Annotated in this window: 18 protein-coding genes; 6 read left to right on the forward strand and 12 right to left on the reverse strand. The window is 50.9% G+C overall.

Translation table 11 applies throughout. From position 1 onward, the window contains the following. Window positions 1-8: 8 nt before the first annotated feature. The 11 genes from nusA to tsaB all read right to left on the reverse strand — a co-directional run bounded on the left by nusA (window position 9) and on the right by tsaB (window position 11,314). Window positions 9-1,619, reverse strand: coding sequence for a transcription termination factor NusA (nusA, locus tag ACTF7Q_RS02460; RefSeq protein WP_438996266.1), 1,611 nt, complete (start codon window positions 1,617-1,619; stop codon window positions 9-11). 119 nt (window positions 1,620-1,738) lie between these two features. After that, a complete protein-coding gene (rimP, locus tag ACTF7Q_RS02465) occupies window positions 1,739-2,239 on the reverse strand; it encodes a ribosome maturation factor RimP (RefSeq protein ID WP_438996267.1) in 501 nt (166 codons plus the stop codon). 174 nt (window positions 2,240-2,413) lie between these two features. Continuing rightward, window positions 2,414-3,241 (reverse strand): tRNA (guanine(46)-N(7))-methyltransferase TrmB, encoded by an 828-nt coding sequence (gene trmB, locus ACTF7Q_RS02470; RefSeq protein ID WP_438996268.1) that lies wholly within the window; start codon window positions 3,239-3,241, stop codon window positions 2,414-2,416. A gap of 37 nt (window positions 3,242-3,278) precedes the next feature. Beyond that, entirely contained in the window at window positions 3,279-4,469 is a 1,191-nt protein-coding gene (metK, locus tag ACTF7Q_RS02475; protein ID WP_438996269.1) for a methionine adenosyltransferase, read from the reverse strand. A 62-nt stretch (window positions 4,470-4,531) separates the two neighbouring features. Continuing rightward, window positions 4,532-6,049, reverse strand: coding sequence for an apolipoprotein N-acyltransferase (lnt, locus tag ACTF7Q_RS02480; RefSeq protein WP_438996270.1), 1,518 nt, complete (start codon window positions 6,047-6,049; stop codon window positions 4,532-4,534). Window positions 6,050-6,059: 10 nt separating this feature from the next. Continuing rightward, window positions 6,060-6,905, reverse strand: coding sequence for a hemolysin family protein (locus ACTF7Q_RS02485; protein ID WP_438996271.1), 846 nt, complete (start codon window positions 6,903-6,905; stop codon window positions 6,060-6,062). Next, on the reverse strand, window positions 6,902-7,582 hold the full coding sequence (gene ybeY / locus ACTF7Q_RS02490; protein ID WP_438996272.1) for an rRNA maturation RNase YbeY: 681 nt from the start codon (window positions 7,580-7,582) through the stop codon (window positions 6,902-6,904). The genes ACTF7Q_RS02485 and ybeY overlap by 4 nt, the downstream gene beginning before the upstream one ends. Continuing rightward, on the reverse strand, window positions 7,579-8,547 hold the full coding sequence (locus ACTF7Q_RS02495; RefSeq protein ID WP_438996273.1) for a PhoH family protein: 969 nt from the start codon (window positions 8,545-8,547) through the stop codon (window positions 7,579-7,581). Before ACTF7Q_RS02495 ends, ybeY begins: the two co-directional genes overlap by 4 nt. Beyond that, window positions 8,544-9,899, reverse strand: a complete 1,356-nt coding sequence (gene miaB, locus ACTF7Q_RS02500; RefSeq protein WP_438996274.1) for a tRNA (N6-isopentenyl adenosine(37)-C2)-methylthiotransferase MiaB — start codon at window positions 9,897-9,899, stop codon at window positions 8,544-8,546. Before miaB ends, ACTF7Q_RS02495 begins: the two co-directional genes overlap by 4 nt. An 82-nt stretch (window positions 9,900-9,981) precedes the next feature. Further along, window positions 9,982-10,557 (reverse strand): GNAT family N-acetyltransferase, encoded by a 576-nt coding sequence (locus ACTF7Q_RS02505; RefSeq protein ID WP_438996275.1) that lies wholly within the window; start codon window positions 10,555-10,557, stop codon window positions 9,982-9,984. Next, window positions 10,508-11,314 (reverse strand): tRNA (adenosine(37)-N6)-threonylcarbamoyltransferase complex dimerization subunit type 1 TsaB, encoded by an 807-nt coding sequence (tsaB, locus tag ACTF7Q_RS02510; RefSeq protein ID WP_438996276.1) that lies wholly within the window; start codon window positions 11,312-11,314, stop codon window positions 10,508-10,510. Before tsaB ends, ACTF7Q_RS02505 begins: the two co-directional genes overlap by 50 nt. Window positions 11,315-11,464: 150 nt before the next feature. Here tsaB and ACTF7Q_RS02515 point away from each other — a divergent pair, with 150 nt between their 5' ends. After that, window positions 11,465-12,496 carry a polysaccharide deacetylase family protein gene (locus ACTF7Q_RS02515; protein WP_438996277.1) on the forward strand — a complete coding sequence of 344 codons (1,032 nt, stop codon included), beginning with the start codon at window positions 11,465-11,467 and terminating at the stop codon, window positions 12,494-12,496. A 181-nt stretch (window positions 12,497-12,677) separates the two neighbouring features. Here ACTF7Q_RS02515 and ACTF7Q_RS02520 read toward each other — a convergent pair whose 3' ends face one another. Continuing rightward, a complete protein-coding gene (locus tag ACTF7Q_RS02520) occupies window positions 12,678-13,349 on the reverse strand; it encodes a YggS family pyridoxal phosphate-dependent enzyme (protein ID WP_438996278.1) in 672 nt (223 codons plus the stop codon). Between the two features lie 494 nt (window positions 13,350-13,843). Between ACTF7Q_RS02520 and ACTF7Q_RS02525 the strand changes: the two genes are divergently transcribed. The 5 genes from ACTF7Q_RS02525 (at window position 13,844) to ACTF7Q_RS02545 (ending at window position 19,096) form a co-directional block, all read left to right on the forward strand. Next, the gene (locus ACTF7Q_RS02525) at window positions 13,844-14,887 is read left to right on the forward strand and encodes a porin (protein WP_438996279.1); all 1,044 of its coding nucleotides are present in this window, start codon (window positions 13,844-13,846) and stop codon (window positions 14,885-14,887) included. A gap of 116 nt (window positions 14,888-15,003) precedes the next feature. Continuing rightward, window positions 15,004-15,510, forward strand: coding sequence for a DUF3576 domain-containing protein (locus ACTF7Q_RS02530; RefSeq protein ID WP_438996280.1), 507 nt, complete (start codon window positions 15,004-15,006; stop codon window positions 15,508-15,510). 88 nt (window positions 15,511-15,598) lie between these two features. Then, window positions 15,599-18,202, forward strand: a complete 2,604-nt coding sequence (leuS, locus tag ACTF7Q_RS02535; protein ID WP_438996281.1) for a leucine--tRNA ligase — start codon at window positions 15,599-15,601, stop codon at window positions 18,200-18,202. Next, on the forward strand, window positions 18,189-18,710 hold the full coding sequence (locus tag ACTF7Q_RS02540; protein WP_438996282.1) for a hypothetical protein: 522 nt from the start codon (window positions 18,189-18,191) through the stop codon (window positions 18,708-18,710). Before leuS ends, ACTF7Q_RS02540 begins: the two co-directional genes overlap by 14 nt. After that, on the forward strand, window positions 18,707-19,096 hold the full coding sequence (locus ACTF7Q_RS02545; RefSeq protein ID WP_438996283.1) for a hypothetical protein: 390 nt from the start codon (window positions 18,707-18,709) through the stop codon (window positions 19,094-19,096). The genes ACTF7Q_RS02540 and ACTF7Q_RS02545 overlap by 4 nt, the downstream gene beginning before the upstream one ends. Window positions 19,097-19,172: the final 76 nt, after the last annotated feature.

A 19,172-nucleotide genomic window follows, 5' to 3' on the forward strand; every position in this document is an offset into this window, starting at 1 on the left:
AACATGATCTAACTATCAGATGCATCAGCAGATATTTCACCTGCTTCTGCCTCTGTGTCGGGTGTGTCTGTATCGGGTGTATCACTATCTGTTGCATTTGGGGCTTGATCATCTTCATCATCAAACCAATGTGCTCGTGCTGCCATGATGATATCACCTGCTTCGGCATCATCACTCAGGCCATGTTCTCCCAATAGGCTGACCAATTCCTCATTATCAAGGTCAGCTAGATCATCAAGGGTAAGAATATTATTCTCGGCAAGCGACAACAACATAGCCAGACTGATATATTCAAAAGCACGCAGATCGTCAGCCACTTTTAACTTATCAAGGGCTTCATTGATTCTGGTTGTTTCACGCTCGACGTAATCAACCGCACGATTTTGCAATTCGGTGGCGATATCTTCGTCAAAGCCCTGAATATTAGCCAGTTCCTCGATTGTGCTTTCAGCAATTTCTTCCGGCAGAACAAAGCCTTCTGCCACCAGCAGATGCGCGATCACATCATCGATGTTCAATGCTTCGATAAAGCCAGTCGAACGCGTACGGAATTCTTCTTGGCGGCGTTCCGATTCTTCGGCTTCAGTCAGAATATCAATATACCAGCCTGACAATTGCGAGGCGAGGCGTACATTCTGTCCACGACGGCCAATCGCAAGGCTAAGCTGATCGTCAGGTACCACAACTTCCATACGGCCAGCCACCTCATCCATCACCACCTTGGCAACTTCGGCTGGTGCCAGCGCATTTACGACAAAGGCGGCAGGGTCATCATTATAAGGGATGATTTCCACTTTCTCGCCTTGCAATTCGCCAACAACCGCTTGCACACGACTACCGCGCATACCCACACAGGCACCAACCGGATCAATGCCGGGGTCATTCGACAGAACCGAAATTTTAGCGCGGCTACCAGCTTCACGTGCCACTCCTTTGATTTCGATGATGCCATCATAGATTTCGGGCACTTCCTGCGTGAACAGCTTGGCCATGAATTCATTACAAGCACGCGATAGAAAGATTTGCGGGCCACGCTGTTCTTCACGCACATCGATGATATAGGCGCGCACGCGATCGCCTTGGCGCAGATTTTCACGCGGAATCATTTCTTCACGGCGAATCACCGCTTCGGCACGGCCCAGATCGACAGTGATCGAATAGCTTTCAGCGCGTTTGATTGTGCCAACAACGATCTCACCAACGCGGTCTTTATATTCTTCGAACTGACGTGCGCGTTCAGCATCACGCACTTTTTGCGAAATCACCTGCTTGGCTGTCTGTGCGGCAATCCGGCCAAATTCGATTGGCGGTAATGATTGCCTGGTAAATTCACCAAGACCCACTGCGGGGGTCAGTTTGGCACCTTCGGCAACACTTATCTGGGTTTCATCATCTTCGACCTCTTCGACAACTTCCATCCAGCGTTCCAACCGGATCGCGCCTGATTTGCGATCGATCATGGCCCGGATATCACGTTCCAGACCATATTTGGCACGGCCTGCTTTTTGAATCGCTTCTTCCATCGCGAGCATGACTTCTTCGCGATCGATCGATTTTTCACGCGCCACCACATCGGCGACCTGAATGAGTTCCATACCCGGAATTGATGATGTATCCATTATCGTCTCGACTTATATGTTTCAAGCCCTTGTCTAAGTTCAAGAACGGCTTGGTTGTTTGCTGTTAAGGGATGTGATGACATTGTCATGACCCCGATTATGATAGTTACTATTTATCTTTATTTGCTCTTTACTTGATCTTTACTTGGCATCGCCAGAATTTCTGCTGGGTCGATACGTGCTGAATCTATGTCGTCAAATGCAAATGCAAAGCGCCCGAATGTTGTTTCCAAAATGATTTTGCCTTCATCGTCAAAGCCATTCAGACGGCCATTAAAGCGACGCCTGCCATCACGCATCATCCGCAGATTTATTTTGGCTAACTCACCTTCAAATCTTTCATAATCTTCGATTTTAGTCAGCGGCCGGTCAATACCAGGAGAGCTGACCTCCAGCACATAGGCACTGGAAATTGGATCTTCAACGTCAAGCAAGGCCGCGATATGGCGGCTCAGCTTTTTACAATCCTCGACTGTCATCTCGCGTTCGTCAACTGGCTCGGCCATGATCTGTAGCTGGTTACGGCCCGAATTACCGCCCATAAACAATACCCGAACTAGCTGAAAACCTAGGTCTTCAACCGCTGCTTCGATTATCTTGCTTACTTTTGTCTCTACCAAGCTGATCTCGCTATTGATCCAATCGATCTACATATCAGCCAATAAAAAAGTGAGCCCGCGGCTCACTATCTATGCGACAGCTGATTTTGAGATATCTATATAGCGTAACGCGTCATATGACAAGTGCCATATGATAAGTCCCATATGATAGCCACTTTGTAACCAGTGATTCTATCAGGCCTGCCGTAACGCGCACCGTCTAAAGATAAACCAAGCTGGGCGCCGTGCTTCATTTTCGGCCTTTTTCATGTAGCGTGTTGCTGGTAAGTCGGCTGGGCGTTTCTGCCAGTCATCTGCACAGCGTGCTGTCCAGTCAAAATCCGGATGCCGCATCGCCGCCTGTAGCAGCCAGCTTTTTGCCGTTGGATCATCGCTGGCCATCACAAGACTACCCCCTGGCCGGATCAGCCGCGCCAGCGAATTCATCACGTCATCTTGCAGAATCCGGCGTCTGGCATGGCGCTTTTTAGGCCAAGGGTCGGGAAACATCACATAGGCACCTGCCAGCGACGCATCAGCCAGCGACGCAAAGATCAACCTGACATCATCATCCCAGATGCGGATATTCTCAATATTATCATCCTGCATATGCCGCAACAGACTAGCCACACCATTAATGAAAGGCTCGGCACCAATAAAACCGGCATCAGGCCGTTGCGTCGCTAGTCCGGCGATATGCTCACCGCCACCAAAGCCGATTTCCAGAAACACATCCGCACAAGGCGCGGCAAATTGCTCAGCCACAGATTTTGCCAGATCAAACCGCACCGTAGGCAGTTTGTCGGCCAACAGCCCTTGCATTGTCTGCCGCAAAGGCCGCCCCTTGCGCCGTCCGTAAAAGCGTGGGCCAGAAGAACGCGAACCAGAAAAATGCGAGCCAGAAAAATCCCTGCCTTCTGTGTCCGGTTTTTGTCCGTCCGGCTTTTCTGCGCCAGTAGATTTCGTGTCTGATGTCATCGTCACAACCATTCCCAAACCACCAGCCAAATCACCAGTCACCATTCAAATCAGACACCCTCGCTATAGATGCCTGTGGATATTAGGCCAAAGCCGCCGTCAGTGCGGCTTTCAGATCGGTTGCTTCCCAGCTAAATGATCCCGCACCAGCTTCACCAGCCACACGGCCAAAATGGCCATAGGCAGCACTTGATGCGTAAATCGGCTTATTCAGCCCAAGATGTTCACGAATCCCGCGCGGTGTCAGCTTCATCGACTGGCTCAGCGCCTGTTGCAGATCAGCATCGCTGCCAGCACCACTGCCAGTACCAGTGCCATGCGTATTTGCATAGACCGAAACCGGATCAGCAACGCCAATGGCATAGGCCAGCTGGATGGTACATTTTGTCGCCAGACCGGCGGCCACAACATTCTTCGCCAGATAACGCGCAGCATAAGCGGCTGAGCGGTCAACCTTTGTCGGATCCTTACCCGAAAAGGCACCGCCGCCATGTGGTGCTGCACCACCATAAGTATCAACAATGATCTTTCTGCCTGTCAGACCGGCATCACCATCGGGTCCACCAATAACGAAATTACCTGTCGGATTGACCAGCAAATCATCAGCACCCACCATCCAGCCATCCGGCAGAATATCGGCAATAACTGGTGTCACCAATTTACGGATATCATCTGTCGATGCGCCTTCGGCATGTTGAGTTGATAATACGATCTTATGCGCACCAATAGGTTTGCCATAATCATCGTAAACTAATGTGATCTGGCTTTTCGAATCAGGGCGTAAAATCGAATCCGCATCGCTTTTGCGTATGGCGGCAAGACGTTTTAGAATCTGATGTGAATAATGGATCGGAGCTGGCATAAGCACATCGGTTTCGTCACAGGCATAACCAAACATAAGACCCTGATCGCCTGCGCCTTCATCTTTGTTATCGCCTTCATCGACGCCCATCGCAATATCGGCTGATTGCTCATGCAGATAATTCTGAAATTCAAAATGCGCATGATGGAATTTGTCCTGCTCATAGCCAATATCCTTAACCGCCGACCGCACCGCAGGTTCAATCTGTTTCATGATAGCGGCGATCTGATCTTCGGGTGCCCGCACCTCACCTCCCAGAATGACGCGATTGGTCGTTGCCATGGTTTCGCAGGCAACGCGCGCTTGTGGATCAGCTGTTAGAAACAGATCAAGCACCGTGTCTGATACGCGGTCACATACCTTATCAGGGTGCCCTTCTGACACGGATTCAGACGTGAATAGATATGACATGAAAGCCTCTTTTATTTTTCAACATGGTTTTTTGCCTGAACTAATGGCGCCGGTCAAGCCAACTAATGGCGCCGGTCAAGCCAATATGCAAACCCAGCGGTCAGCATGAGCATGAAGCCAAACAACATCTGCCCCATTTTGGCAAATAAAGTTGTTTCCAGCGCGGCAACTACCTGCACATCAAGACTATCCGCATACCCAAGCCTGATCTGGCCAAGTGGCCGTCCTAGCGGGTCAAATGCCCCGCTGATACCGGCATTCGCAGCACGGATCAATGTCATGCCTTCTTCGACCGCGCGCATCTGGCTTTGAGCCAGATGTTGCCAGGGGCCTGCCGTATGGCCAAACCACCCATCATTTGTCAGATTGACTATGAAATCCGGCTTGTTCTGGCGGTTCACAATCGCGCCTGAAAAAATCACTTCATAGCAGATCAATATCTGCGCCTTACCAACACCTGGCACAGTGAACAGCTTGTTTGTTGTCCCCTTGCTGAAATCCTGTGGGCCAACAATCACGTCAATAAGCGGAATCACGCCACGAAACGGCACATATTCACCAAATGGCACAAGGTGGCGTTTGTCATAAACAGCTTTGAGCGCACCATCATGCGCATGCAAAACAGCCGCATTGAATAATCTATCCTGTTCATCACGGCGCGGAATGCCGGTCAGCAGATATCCGTCAAATGGTGTTGCTGATGCTACGGTTCGGCGCAACAGGTCTGGTTCGATGCTGGCAAAGCCGGCGAACGCCGTTTCTGGCCAGATCACCAGACGCGGCATGGGAATATGCTGATTTGATAAATCGACAAGCCGCCGCAGATGTTCTGGCCGTTTCGATCTTTGCCATTTTTCCTGTTGTGGTACCGATGGCTGAACAATACGCACCACAGGGTTTGGCGGGCTTTGCGTATTTTGTATCACATCTTGCAGATGATCGATACGCACGATTCCCAGACATGACAGCAATAACGGCACGATCAGCAATGCCACCGCAATCTGCCGTGCCCCCACAACCCATAGCGCCAGCACAAAGGCAAACAGAAAGGCGATGATATTCAGCCCGTAAATGCCAAACCAGCTAGCCGCTTGCAACGCGCCAATATTAAAGCTGAACAGAAAGCCTGGCGCGTTCCATGGAAATCCGGTGGCAACAAAACCACGGGCATATTCTGCCAAACCCAGCATCATCACCAGCCAGATCAGCCGACCTTGTGCTGTGCGGCCACAACGCCATGCTGCCCATCCGGCTACCGCCCAGAATAATGCCAGCACGGCGGCAATAGCAAAAGCGACAAGCGGCATCAATAGCCACAAGCCCGGATCAGAGACATAAAGCGAATGTGCCACCCAATAGGTCGAAAACACAAACCAGCCAAGTCCAGCCATCATCCAGATAGCAGCTGCCCGCCAGGCTGTGTGTGCCTTGGCTGACGTCAGCGCCGGAAAAGATAACGCAAAAATGGTGAAAATAAGCCCCAGCGGCGGCAGGCATAGGCTGGCAAGACAGCCAGCCAGAAATGACCCAATATAGGGGTTACGGATCACGGCAGTCGCCTTATTCCAGAACCGCCTCATCCTGACTCACCTAGCTTTGATCATGTTGCGGGACCCGCGCAAGACCCCTGATTTTGACCAAAGTGATACGCCGCGGATCACCTTCCAACACTTCGAATTGCAGCCCCTTTGCATGGCGGACGATTTCACCGCGCGTTGGCACACGTCCAGCTTCGGCACAGACCAGCCCGCCCAGCGTATCAATTTCATCACGATCATCATCATCAAGCAGAACACCTGTTACGGTTTCCAGCGTTTCGATTTCAAGGCGGGCATCAGCGATCGCGGTGCCATCACCATTAATATCAAACCGCAAGGCTATGGTTTCATCATATTCATCTTCGATCTCACCAACGATTTCCTCGATCAGATCCTCAATCGTAATCAGCCCGTCAACACCGCCAAATTCATCAACCACCAAAGCCAGATGTCGCCGCTTTAACCGCATCTCATGCAATAGATCCAATAGCCGGATTGTCGGGGCGACAAACAAAGCTGGGCGCAGAAGTGATTTAACTGGTGGCACCTCACCAGCTTGCAAGCTGGCAAAAATATCTTTGACGTGAATAAAGCCAGCAACATCATCCAAGGTTTCGCGATATACCGGAATGCGGCTATGCCTGACCTGTGAAATTTGCTTGCTGATCTGGGAAAACTCATTGCGCATGCTGACCGACACAATATCCGCCCGTGGGATCATCACATCCGACGCAATCTTATCACGAAGCCCTAGCAGATTGCGTAGCAAAGTGCCTTCGTGACGGTCAAAAAGTTCACGGTCAGTTGCCGAATCTTCCAGCAATTCGGTCATTTTCTGGCGCCGTGATTCAGGACGTTCGAACAAGGACTTTATCTTGTTTAACAACACATCGATCATGATGCAGGCTCCGTCTTTGACATTATGCTAGGGGCGCCCGCAACCTTAGCTTTATCAACCCCAGTTTTATCAACATAAGGATTAGCGATGCCCAGCGCGTCAAGCAGGCTGATTTCCAGCGCTTCCATCTCATCAGCCTCGGCATCCTGTTCATGGCCATAACCCAAAAGATGCAGCACACCATGCCCAAACAAATGCGTGATATGGTCGGTGATGCTGATACCGCTTTCCTCAGCCTCGCGCGCGCAAATGCCATGGGCAATGGCGATATCGCCTAGCTCCTGGCTAGGCAGCATGTTGTTATCGTCGTTGGTTATAGCACCCTTATCAAAAGGTATATCATCGGCATCTGCGGCGGGAAAAGACAATACATTTGTAGCTTTATCGATGCTACGATGATCATAATTTAACTGCTGTATTTTGACATCACTGCATAATAACAGGTTGATCGCACAATCTTTCATGTCATGCGCTGCTAGCGCCCTATCGAGCATCTGGCAAAAATGCGCTTTCACATGCTCGGTTATGGCGGCTGACCAGCAATCATGGTCGATCAGCATCTCAATCTGATGTGCATCTGGCGTGTGCCATTGAACCGCGTTGAAATTTGACATGGCGTCACCATGATCAGCATGAACAGAGGTTAAACTGTCAGGCTCCGGATTGGTGTCAATCATGGCGTTTGTCCTTTTTCATAGGCGTGCAGGATGCGCGCAACAACGGGGTGTCTTACCACGTCTTTGCCAGACAGATGGATGATGCCAACCCCCTTAATATCGGTCAAAATAGATACCGCATCCGCCAGACCTGATGGATGTCCAGTAGGCAGATCAACCTGGCTCAGATCACCGGTAATGACCATGCGCGAATCCTGACCAAGCCGGGTTAGCACCATTTTCATCTGCACCGGTGTCGTGTTCTGCGCTTCATCGATAATCACATAGGACCCGCTCAACGTCCGGCCACGCATAAAGGCCAGGGGCGCAATTTCGATCTCACCGCTGGTCAGCATCCGATCAACCTTATCGGCTGGCATCATGTCATAAAGCGCATCATAAAGTGGGCGCAGATAAGGGTCGACCTTCTCTTTCATATCACCTGGCAAAAAGCCAAGACGTTCACCCGCTTCAACCGCTGGCCGCGATAAAACGATACGTTCGACTTCCCGCTTTTTAAGCGCTTCGACCGCGCGCGCGACCGCCATATAGGTTTTGCCAGTGCCAGCAGGGCCCAGCCCAAACACCACCTCATCGCGGCGCAACAGACCCAGATACTGGTTCTGACCAGGGGTTTTGGCGACGATTTTCTTTTTCCATGTATCAATCGATTCAATCGATTGCGGCTTTGGCGTGGCTGTGCTGTTGCTTTCCCAACGTAGCGCATCGCTGACCATCGATTTATCGATTTCCTCAGCGCCCGCATCGCGCATTGTTTTATACAGCGTTTCGATGACTTTGCGCGCTTCCTTGGATGCGGCTGAAGCACCAGATATTTTGATGCTATTACCAAACGAATCGAGCTTTACATCCAGCGCGTCTTCGATCTGCATCAGATTCTGATTATGTTCGCCGAACAACAGCGCCACGGTGGCGTTATCTTCAAAGTCCATCCTGATGGTGAACTTGGCATTTTTGTCGCTCACGCTGCCCCCTTCATGGAAGTGATTTCGGCGGTTACACTATTTTGCCGGCCTTCGATAATATCACAGGCAATAATCTGGCCAATCTGATCTTCGCTGCCAGCAAAATTGACCGCCTGCATGAATGGGCTTCGTCCAGCCATCTGGCCAGCGCGGCCACCAACACGTTCGACCAGAATATCGAGCCGCATGCCTTCGGTCTTTTTGTTAAAAGCAAATTGTTGGGCATTAAGTAATTGTTGCAAGGCTTCCAGACGATCTGCCTTGACCGCTTCGGGCACCTGCAAGTCGGATACGGATGCGGGTGTGCCGGGGCGTGGGCTATATTTGAACGAATAGGCTGACGCATAGCCAACCTTATCGATCAGTGCCAAAGTATCGGCAAAATCCTGATCGCTTTCGCCAGGGAAGCCGACAATAAAATCACCTGACATGGCGATATCTGGGCGTACATGCCGCAGCTTGTCGATCACATCGAAATAAACATCTTTTGAATGCCGACGGTTCATCGCATCAAGCACACGGTCGGAACCCGACTGGATAGGCAAATGCAGATAAGGCATTAATTGCGGCACATTGCCATGTGCGGCGATCAACTCATCATCCATATCCAGCGGATGCGAGGTTGTGTAGCGGATCCGCTCCAGACCATCGATCTCGGCCAGCGCATGAATCAAACGTCCCAGCGACCAGACTGACCCATGCCCGTCATCGCCATGATAAGCATTTACATTCTGACCTAACAGCGTGATTTCGCGCGTGCCACTGCCCACTAACCGTCTGGCTTCGGCCAGCACATTTGCGGCAGGCCGCGAATATTCGGCACCGCGCGTATAAGGCACCACACAAAAGGCACAGAATTTATCGCATCCTTCCTGCACACTCAGAAAAGCCGCCGGACCACGCGGGGCATGTTCTTCGGGCAATAGATCGAATTTCACTTCTTGCGGAAAATCGGTATCGATAGCGCGCTTGCGCACTGACGGATCAATTTCGGCAATCAATTCGGGCAACCGGTGATAGGTTTGCGGGCCCACAACAATATCAACCCAAGGGGCGCGGCGGGTGATTTCGGCGCCCTCGGCCTGTGCCACACATCCGGCCACAGCAATGGTCACGGCCCGGCCTTGCTGGTCGCGCGCCTTTTCTTTCATCATCCGCAAACGGCCAAGTTCGGAAAACACCTTTTCGGATGCTTTTTCACGGATATGACAGGTGTTCAGTATCACCATATCCGCGCCATCGGGTGTTTCGATTGGTGAATAGCCAAGCGGCGCAAGCACATCGGTCATACGGTCAGAATCATAGACATTCATCTGACAGCCATATGTTTTAATATAAAGTTTCTTGGTCAATGGTGCGGTATCACTCGAATTAGCGCGGTAATATCTTCTTTTACCTGTTTGCCGCGAAGCTGGTCAAGGCGAAGTTGGCCTATCATCTAATCTCATCGCTTAATCTCATCCCTCTGGCGGTCTCATTAATCATCTTATGCCCATCTAATGCCTTTGACATGATGATCGCATCCTGGCGCTGCGGTGCCGCACCATAATATCTAGGGCGGCGACCGCTTTCACTAAAGCCACAGCCTGCATAAAGCGCCCGCGCTGGCAAATTCGGTTCGGCAACATCCAGATAAATGCGGCAAACGCCTGCCTCCATCAGCAACGCGCATGTGGTGTTCAGCAACTGGGACGCATGGCCTTTGGCCTGCTGCGCACGCGCTGTCCCCAACGACAGGATTTCAGCCTCATCCAGCACCTGATTCATTAATATATAGGACATAATATCACCAGCCTCATCAACCAGCGCATAACCGGTAAAAGCTGGGCTTGCAAACAGACTGGTCAGCGCGTCTGCTGTAAAGGGGCGCTCGAAAAGCGACGCTTCAAGATAGGCAATAGCTGCTTCATGTGCTTTTGCAAGCGCTATCAACGACATCAGATCAGGGGCATCAGGGGCATCAGCTTTGCGCCGCCGGAATGACCTTTGCCTTATTTTTTTTAGGTTCATCTTTATGTGGCCCACCCTTATGTAGCATTTCTTTCTTTGAGGAGCCCAATTTTGCCGCAGCCAGATAAAGCGGCGTCAACGGCGTTAACGTGCCAGCGATAATATGCTGATTGGCATCATTAGCGATCATCGCCGCATCAAGCGTGGCTATTTGCGCAGGCTGGATCACGCGCACGCCGTCGGCGGCAAAAATACGGCCAAGCTGTCCTTCATCAAACCCGCCAATATAAAGCGCCGCATCATTATCAATATTGCGACGCAAGGCTGGCAAACCCTCCGGTTCAGCTTCAAAAATAGCACCTAATGCTTGACCGTCTGCATCAAAGAACTGGCAATATAACGTCCCACGTCTGGTATCAGCTGTGATCAGCATAGGCGCGCCATCATTATGTCCCTGCCGCGCCGCGTTACTGGCCAGCGCTTGCAGACCGGATACGCCAATGCCCACCGCGCCCCAGGCCAGACAAAACCCCTTGGCACAGGACAAGGCCACCCGAATACCGGTAAATGACCCCGGGCCTGACCCTGCCGCTATATGTGTTAGCATCGAAAAATCGCATGAGGCTTGCGCCAGCGCATCCTGCGCGGTCGGTACAATAGCCTTGGCATGGCCATAGGTCATTTCATGCGACACCAGGCTGGCAATCTTGCCTTTATGATGCACCGCGACACTCAACAAAGCACCACTTGTTTCCAAAGCCAGAATACATGCCATATTAGGGGGCATCTTACGGGAATTGGCAATCGGCTTTGTCATATGCTATCCAGCTAAAAGCGGGGGTTAGCCTCGCTTGGGTTCGGTTTGCTTTTCAATATAACGTTTTGACGCAGTTTTGACTATCACTCACCAAGCTAATTTACTATGAAAAGCTATATCTGCAAATTGCATCTGGATTGAGACGAGAATATGGGCACTTTGTTACGCGGTAGATTTTTGAAATTATATATGATGGTGATGCTGATTATTGCCTATGGCACCAGCGTGGGCGCTGCCATGGCGGCTGATCATGCCAGCATTCTGATGTATCATCGTTTTGGCGAAACCAAATATCCTACAACGAACATCCGGCTTGCTCAGTTTGATGCGCATCTTGACCGACTGCAAAGCGGCGATTTCACCGTCTGGCCATTGCCCCGAATCGTCGAATATTTGCAATCCGGACAACCGCTTCCCGACCGTACCGTCGCCATCACCATCGATGATGCCTATCTATCGGTATATCAAGAAGCCTGGCCACGACTAAAGGCGCTGAATATGCCTTTTACCCTTTTTGTGGCGACCCAGCCTATAGATGCCAATCGTTATGGCTATATGACCTGGGATCATATCCGCGAACTACAATCTGCTGGCGTGACCATTGGAAGCCAGACCCGCACACATCCGCATATGCATCAGATCAGTATTGAGCAAAGCAAAAGCGAAATTGCCGAGTCGAATGCGCGCTTTATCGCCGAACTTGGGTTACGCCCAAGCCTATTTGCCTATCCTTACGGCGAATATGATAGGCAGGTCATACAGGCTGTCATGGATGCCGGCTTTACCGCCGCCTTTGGCCAGAATTCTGGCATTGCGCATGGCTATAATGGCTTTTACGAATTGCCGCGTTTTGCCATGAACGAACAATATGGCACGCTGAGCCGGCTTGATCTTGCTATCAATGGTCTGCCGCTAAAGGTTGACCAGATCACCCCCGAAGATGTGATTCTTGACCAGAATCCCCCGATTTATGGTTTCACCTTGGCACCGGACATGGATAAGCCGAAACAGCTACGATGTTTTAACAGCATTTATGGCAAGCTTGATGTGACCATGATGGGACGCCGCGCTGAAATCCGGATGCCAGGTCCTTTGAATGGCAAACGCGCGCGGATCAATTGCACCATGCCTGGCGAAGATGGCCGCTGGCGCTGGTTTGGCCGCCAGTTTCTGAATCGTTAAGCATCATCCGGTCGGAACGAAGTGATGGCCGAAAGATGATCGCGGATTATTAAGCATCATCCGACCGCTAGGTCGTGAGATGATGCGACATGATATAAGCATCATCCGGTCGGAACGAAGTGATGGCCGAAAGATGATCGCGCAATATAAGAATCACCCATCATCTGAGCGCAACAAAGACCTAGCTGTCGCGTGCACCAAAAAGTGCTGAACCAACACGCACCGATGTTGCGCCAAAGCCAATGGCTTCTTCATAATCACCACTCATGCCCATTGATAATTTATCCAGCTCATTGCGTTTGGCAATTGTCGCCAATAGCGCAAAATGCATCGCCGGTTCCTCATCAGCAGGCGGAATACACATCAGCCCGACAATGTTCAGCCCGTATTCATCGCGGCATTGGACGATAAAATCATCGACATCGGCTGGGCTGATACCAGACTTTTGCGGTTCATCACCGGTATTGACCTGAATATAGCAATCAAGCTGCCGGTTCTGCTTGGCCATTTCACTGCTTAGCGCGCGCGCCAATTTGGGGCGGTCAACGACTTCGATTACATCAAACAAAGCCACTGCATCGGCGGCCTTATTGGTTTGCAGCGCGCCAATTAGATGCAATATCAGATCCGGATAGGCGGCACGGCGCGCGGTCCAGCGTGTTTGCGCTTCCTGCACACGGTTTTCGCCAAAACAGCGCTGGCCAGCGTCAAGGGCGGCATCGATCCGGTCATCTGGCTGGCGTTTGCTGACCGCCACAAGTGTCGGTTCATTTGCATCCGCATGGGCATCCGCACGCGCCGCCGCCTGTATCTTATCCTGCACTGTTTTCAGATTATCGTGAATTACCGTCATACCGCCACCTAGATTGATTCCGCTTCATTTATTTACAGCGTGATACTAAAGCAAATCCCGAACAGATGTAAAACATCTGTGACGACGCATTTGCGCCAAATAAATAAAGCAAACCCCGAACAGATGTAAAACATCTGTTACGACGCATGTGCGCCAAATAAATAAAGCAAACCCCGAACAGATGTAAAACATCTGTTACGACGCATGTGCGCCAAACTAAAGCAAATCCCGAACAGATGTAAAACATCTGTGACGACGACCGATAAGGTGATCCCGCCATATCACCCGTCATGTGGCCAAGCTAAGTCACCCTTCATCCAATTTGTTTAGCCTTTTTGCCTCTGTGGCACATCACTTTCGCAACACTGTTGTAAATTTATCACACATTAGAGAAATATGTTTCACCATCATTCACCATAACTTGTTAATTTAGCAAAAATTAATATTCTGCCCTCATGTCAATGGTGACATATTTTCTCTAAGGGAGATTTAACATGCGTAAGGTTCTTCTTGCGACTACCGCTTTGGTAGCAATCGGTGGCGTTTCTGCCGCTTCTGCTGACGTTTCATTGTCAGCTTCTGCTTCATGGTTGTATGACTCATGGTCAGACGACACAGCTGCAGCAACAGCTTCAGGTGCAACAACAAACAACACATCAGCCACTATGGACTCAGATTTCACAATCTCAGGTTCAACAACAACTGACTCAGGCATGACATTCGGTGGTTCAATCCACGTTGACGATGGTGTCGATGATGACGCCCGCATGCATGTGTCTGACGATTGGGGTCAGATCGCATTTGGTGAGCACAATGACGCCGCTAAAGCAGCATCAGCTGGTAATTCTGCATATGATGCCGGTCTTTCAGGCACTCAGTCAATGTCTTCAACAACAACACCTGCTATGACAACTGGTCTGAGCTCAGTCACTGTTGTTGGTTCTGAGGCCAAAGGTCAGATCAAATACACATCACCAACAGTTAACGGTTTGACTTTAAGCATCTCACAGGCAGACGCTGGTGCAGCTTCTAAAGATGACGCAACTGCCATGGGTCTAACTTATGCAATCGACGTTGATGGCGTTGGTATTACTGCACATTATGCAACTTATGACGTTAGCTCAGCTGCTGACCTAGCAACTGGTACAGGTTCATACGAAACCTCTCAGGACGGTTTTGGTGTTAAGGTTGCTTATGGTGACTTCACAATACGTGCAGCCAGCATGGACAAAGACTCAAAGCAGCAGGGTAGCTCAATGGGTACTGCTGGTTACGAAGCGTCAACAAGCGATTACGGCATTACATATGCAATGTCAGACGCAATCACTTTGGAAGCAACTTCAGTGTCATCTGAGCTATCAACAGGTAGCACAAACGGCGGTGACACATTCGAATCGACTCAGCTCGGTGTGAAGTACGTTCCTGCCGCTGGCATGTATGTATCTTTGACAAACCGTTCATATGAGTTGAAAGATTCATCTGCTGGTACAACAAACGACGGTGCAAACACTCGTTTGAAGGTTGGCGTAACATTCTAATTTGAATGTTATCATTCCGAATAGAAAGGGAGGGGCTTGCCCCTCCCTTTTTTCTTTACAAATGAACGCGCTATTTGCATTCTCTTGGCATATTCACCAACCAATGGATCGCTGACATGAAAACCATCCACTCCCTTGCCGCAACTTTGGTTACCCTTGGCTTTATTCTGGCAGGGTGTTCGGGCGCAGATATTCAACCTGTTGCCGAAGAAGAAGGTGACGTATCTTTTCTGACCGGCAAGACCGGTGGCCTGAAAATCGCTGATTTTGGTGCTGATGACAAAAGCGACAGCATGCCGGTTAACGCATTATTATGGCGCGCATCGCTCGAAATCGCCGCCTTTGTCCCGCTTGACGATGTTGATACATTCGGCGGCAGCATCCTGACCGAATGGTATTCGCTTGCCGAGCGGCCAGGTGAGCGCATCAAGCTGATGATTTTTGTTGTTGGCCGCGAATTGCGTTCAGATGCGATTCAGGTTCGCGTATTTGCCCAGCAAGCTGACAATGGCGGCTGGGGCACAGCCACGCGCGACGATGCCTTGGCCAGCAAGATCGAAGAGCTTATTCTGACACGCGCCCGTGAGATGCGTGCCGCGTCAATCGCCGAATCTACCGAATAGACAGATTTTAATGACCGCCAATGCTTATGAATCAGATCATATGGCGCCCCATAGGGGATAATTTACGGGATAGTTCACAGGATATTTCATGACGCATTATGATGCTCCTGCCATTGAAAAGAAATGGCAGCGCCGGTGGGAAGATCAAGGCTGTTTCACCGCCGACCAGCCAGCCAGCAACCAGCCAGCCAATAACCAGCCCGATTCAAAACCTAAATATTATGTGCTGGAAATGTTTCCCTATCCATCTGGCCGGATTCATATGGGGCATGTCCGTAATTATACGCTTGGCGATGTTGTTGCCCGTTTCCGCCGTGCCCAGGGGTTCAATGTCCTGCATCCTATGGGCTGGGATGCTTTTGGCTTGCCAGCCGAAAATGCCGCAATGGAACGCGGTATTCATCCGGGCAAATGGACAGTTGAAAATATTGCCGCGATGCGCACCCAGCTGAAAAGCATGGGGCTATCCTATGATTGGGATCGCGAGCTAGCCACCTGCACACCTGATTACTACCAGCATGAACAACGCATGTTCCTTAAATTCCTCGAAGCCGGTCTGGCCTATCGCAAGGAAAGCTGGGTAAATTGGGATCCGGTTGAAAATACGGTGCTGGCCAATGAACAGGTTGTCGATGGCCGCGGCTGGCGCTCTGGCGCGCCGGTTGAACGGCGGCTTTTATCACAATGGTTTTTACGCATCACCAAATATGCCGATGATTTGCTAGCCGCGATTGACGGGCTTGATCGCTGGCCGGATCGCGTCCGTCTGATGCAGCATAACTGGATTGGCAAATCTGAAGGCGCGCGTGTTAATTTCCGCATTACCGATGGTGATTCAGGTGCTTATGCTGGCCGTGATATTGAGGTCTTCACCACCCGCCCCGATACTCTATATGGTGCCTCCTTCATTGCCATTGCCGCAAACCATCCGTTAGCGCGCGATATCGCCACTCATGATCAAGGCGCGGCTGATTTTGCCGCCGAATGTGCCACATTAGGCACCTCCGAAGCGGCTGTCGAAACGGCTGATAAAAAGGGCTATGACACGGGACTGCGGGTGGCGCATCCGGTTATTGATGGCGCAACCTTGCCTGTTCATATTGCCAATTTTGTGCTGATGGATTATGGCACTGGGGCTATTTTTGGTTGTCCAGCACATGATCAACGCGATCTGGATTTTGCCACGGCCTATGGCTTGCCGGTTTTGCCGGTGGTACTGCCCGAAGATGCTGATGCGGCTGATTTTGCCATCACCAATACCGCCTATACGGGACCTGGTAAGCTGATCAATTCGGGACCATGGAATGGGCTTGATGTCGAAGCTGGTAAACAGGCGGCGTTCAAAACCCTTAGCGATACTGGATCTGGTGCAGCCGAAACCACGTTCAGGCTTCGTGACTGGGGTGTTTCGCGGCAACGCTATTGGGGATGTCCGATCCCGATCATTCATTGTGACGCGTGCGGCGCGGTGCCAGTGCCTGACGATCAACTCCCGGTTCAGCTTCCCGAAGATGTCGATTTCACCCAGCCTGGCAATCCGCTAGCCAATCATCCAAGCTGGAAACATGTGGATTGTCCAACATGCGGGGCCAAGGCGACCCGTGAACAAGACACGTTTGACACATTCTTTGAAAGTTCATGGTATTTCCTGCGTTATTGTGATCCAAAGCATCCGAACGGCTTTAGCGCCGAAGCTGCGCATTACTGGATGCCGGTCGATCAATATATTGGCGGCGTCGAACATGCGGTTCTGCATCTGCTTTATTCGCGCTTTTTCACCCGCGCCTTGAGCGAAGTCGGCTATCTCAACCTTGATGAGCCTTTTGCCGGACTGATGACACAGGGCATGGTCTGCCACCAGACATTTCAGGATCAGGATGGCAAATGGCTGTTCCCGACCGATGTCGAACGCGATGGTGATGACTGGGTCATGCGCAGCGATAAATCCGCAATCACCGCCGGACGCATCGAAAAGATGAGCAAGTCCAAGCGCAATGTTGTCGATCCTGAAATCATCATTGATACCTATGGCGCTGACACGGCGCGCTTATTCATGTTGTCCGACTCACCGCCCGAACGTGATCTCGAATGGACCGAATCTGGGGTTGAAGGCGCATCTCGCTTTCTCAAAAAAATCTGGCGACTGGCGACTGATGACAGCATCGCTGCCCCCGACGCCACAATGCCTGACAATGCCGACCCCAAATCACTCGATCTTGTCAAAACGGTGCATAAAACAATTCTGGCGATCTCCAAGGATATTGAGGAATTCCGCTTTAACCGTGCAGTTGCCCAGCTTCACACCCTATCAAACGCGATCAGCAATCTTACCCCCGATTGCGCTGGATCGCCTGAGGCGCGCCGGATGGCGATCGAAAATCTTACCAAGCTGATCGCCCCCTTGACCCCGCATATTGCCGAAGAAATGTGGCATATGCTTGGCCATGACAGCATGCTGGCTGATACCGCTTGGCCGGTTGCCGATCCGGCACTTGCCGCCGATGATGAAGTCGAAATCGGTGTGCAGGTGAATGGCAAATTACGCGCCACCATCACCTTGCCGCGTGATTGTCCGAATGACGTGGCCGAAGCAAAAGCATTGGCATCCGAGGCGGTTTCCCGATATCTTGAAGGCAAGACACCAAAGCGGGTTATTGTTGTGCCAAACAGGATTATAAATGTCGTTGCGTAATACCATCATCAGCCTTGTTTGTGCGCTTATGCTAAGTGGCTGCACATCCTTGTCCCAGCAACAGATCGATGCGGCGATGATCGATAATCTTGCCAGCGTCGAAATTCAGACCGTGGCTGGCCGCGATGGACAGATTTACAGCCGAAGCCTCCGCCAGACCATGTTCAGCAGCTATGCGGCTGAACCCAAATATCGCCTATCCAGTTCAATTTCGATTGGGTCAATCGAAGCTTTTGCGGTACGCGGCGTATCATCCGATTTTAAAAAAATGACCATGACGGTAACCTTTACCCTCACTGATATATATACCAATGACGTCGCGATCAAAAATACGGTAGCGGCCAGTGCCACATTAGGTACTGTTTCATCAACTTACGGTATTGAACAGTCGGAATTGCAGGCCAAGCGACGGCTTGCCACATTACTGGCTGAACGTGTGCGTCGTCGCCTACAACTATATTTCCTGTCCATCGCCCAACCCATCGCCCAGCCCATAGCCAAGACATGAAAATTCAGACCCGGCAAATTGCAGGTCTTCTCAAACAACCCCCCGCGCATATGCGCGCCTTTCTGTTTCATGGTAATGACATCGGCTTGATCCATGAACGCGCCTTGGCACTTGCCAGTCACTATAGTGACAATCTCGATGATGTCTTTTCGGTCACCCGCCTTGATAGCGGTGCCATTGAAAGTGATGTCAGCGTGATTGCTGATGCGCTGTCCAGCATTGCCGTTTTTGCCGACACCCGCGTAGTACTTGTTCGTGGTCGTGGCACCGAGCTTGTCGAAGCGTGCAAATTGGCGCTCACACCACGCGAAAACACACCCCCGCTTGAAGGGGCTGTGCTTATTGTCGAAGAGCGCGAAACAACAACACGACTTGCGATTGTCTAATTGTTCGAAGCAGGAGATATCTGTGCCTCTATCGGATGCTATGCGGATGATAGCAATACCATCCGTGATCTTGTTC

The organism is Puniceispirillum sp. (SeqCode), from assembly GCF_965657105.1.
Taxonomy (GTDB): domain Bacteria; phylum Pseudomonadota; class Alphaproteobacteria; order Puniceispirillales; family Puniceispirillaceae; genus Puniceispirillum.

Coding starts and splice junctions, on each gene's coding strand:
- nusA (WP_438996266.1), bottom strand. CDS start 1,619: ATGGATACATCATCAATTCCGGGTATGGAACTCATTCAGGTCGCCGAT.
- trmB (WP_438996268.1), bottom strand. CDS start 3,241: ATGGTGACTGGTGATTTGGCTGGTGGTTTGGGAATGGTTGTGACGATG.
- metK (WP_438996269.1), bottom strand. CDS start 4,469: ATGTCATATCTATTCACGTCTGAATCCGTGTCAGAAGGGCACCCTGAT.
- lnt (WP_438996270.1), bottom strand. CDS start 6,049: ATGAGGCGGTTCTGGAATAAGGCGACTGCCGTGATCCGTAACCCCTAT.
- ACTF7Q_RS02485 (WP_438996271.1), bottom strand. CDS start 6,905: ATGATCGATGTGTTGTTAAACAAGATAAAGTCCTTGTTCGAACGTCCT.
- ybeY (WP_438996272.1), bottom strand. CDS start 7,582: ATGATTGACACCAATCCGGAGCCTGACAGTTTAACCTCTGTTCATGCT.
- ACTF7Q_RS02505 (WP_438996275.1), bottom strand. CDS start 10,557: ATGAACCTAAAAAAAATAAGGCAAAGGTCATTCCGGCGGCGCAAAGCT.
- tsaB (WP_438996276.1), bottom strand. CDS start 11,314: ATGACAAAGCCGATTGCCAATTCCCGTAAGATGCCCCCTAATATGGCA.
- ACTF7Q_RS02515 (WP_438996277.1), top strand. CDS start 11,465: ATGGGCACTTTGTTACGCGGTAGATTTTTGAAATTATATATGATGGTG.
- ACTF7Q_RS02520 (WP_438996278.1), bottom strand. CDS start 13,349: ATGACGGTAATTCACGATAATCTGAAAACAGTGCAGGATAAGATACAG.
- ACTF7Q_RS02525 (WP_438996279.1), top strand. CDS start 13,844: ATGCGTAAGGTTCTTCTTGCGACTACCGCTTTGGTAGCAATCGGTGGC.
- ACTF7Q_RS02530 (WP_438996280.1), top strand. CDS start 15,004: ATGAAAACCATCCACTCCCTTGCCGCAACTTTGGTTACCCTTGGCTTT.
- leuS (WP_438996281.1), top strand. CDS start 15,599: ATGACGCATTATGATGCTCCTGCCATTGAAAAGAAATGGCAGCGCCGG.
- ACTF7Q_RS02540 (WP_438996282.1), top strand. CDS start 18,189: ATGTCGTTGCGTAATACCATCATCAGCCTTGTTTGTGCGCTTATGCTA.
- ACTF7Q_RS02545 (WP_438996283.1), top strand. CDS start 18,707: ATGAAAATTCAGACCCGGCAAATTGCAGGTCTTCTCAAACAACCCCCC.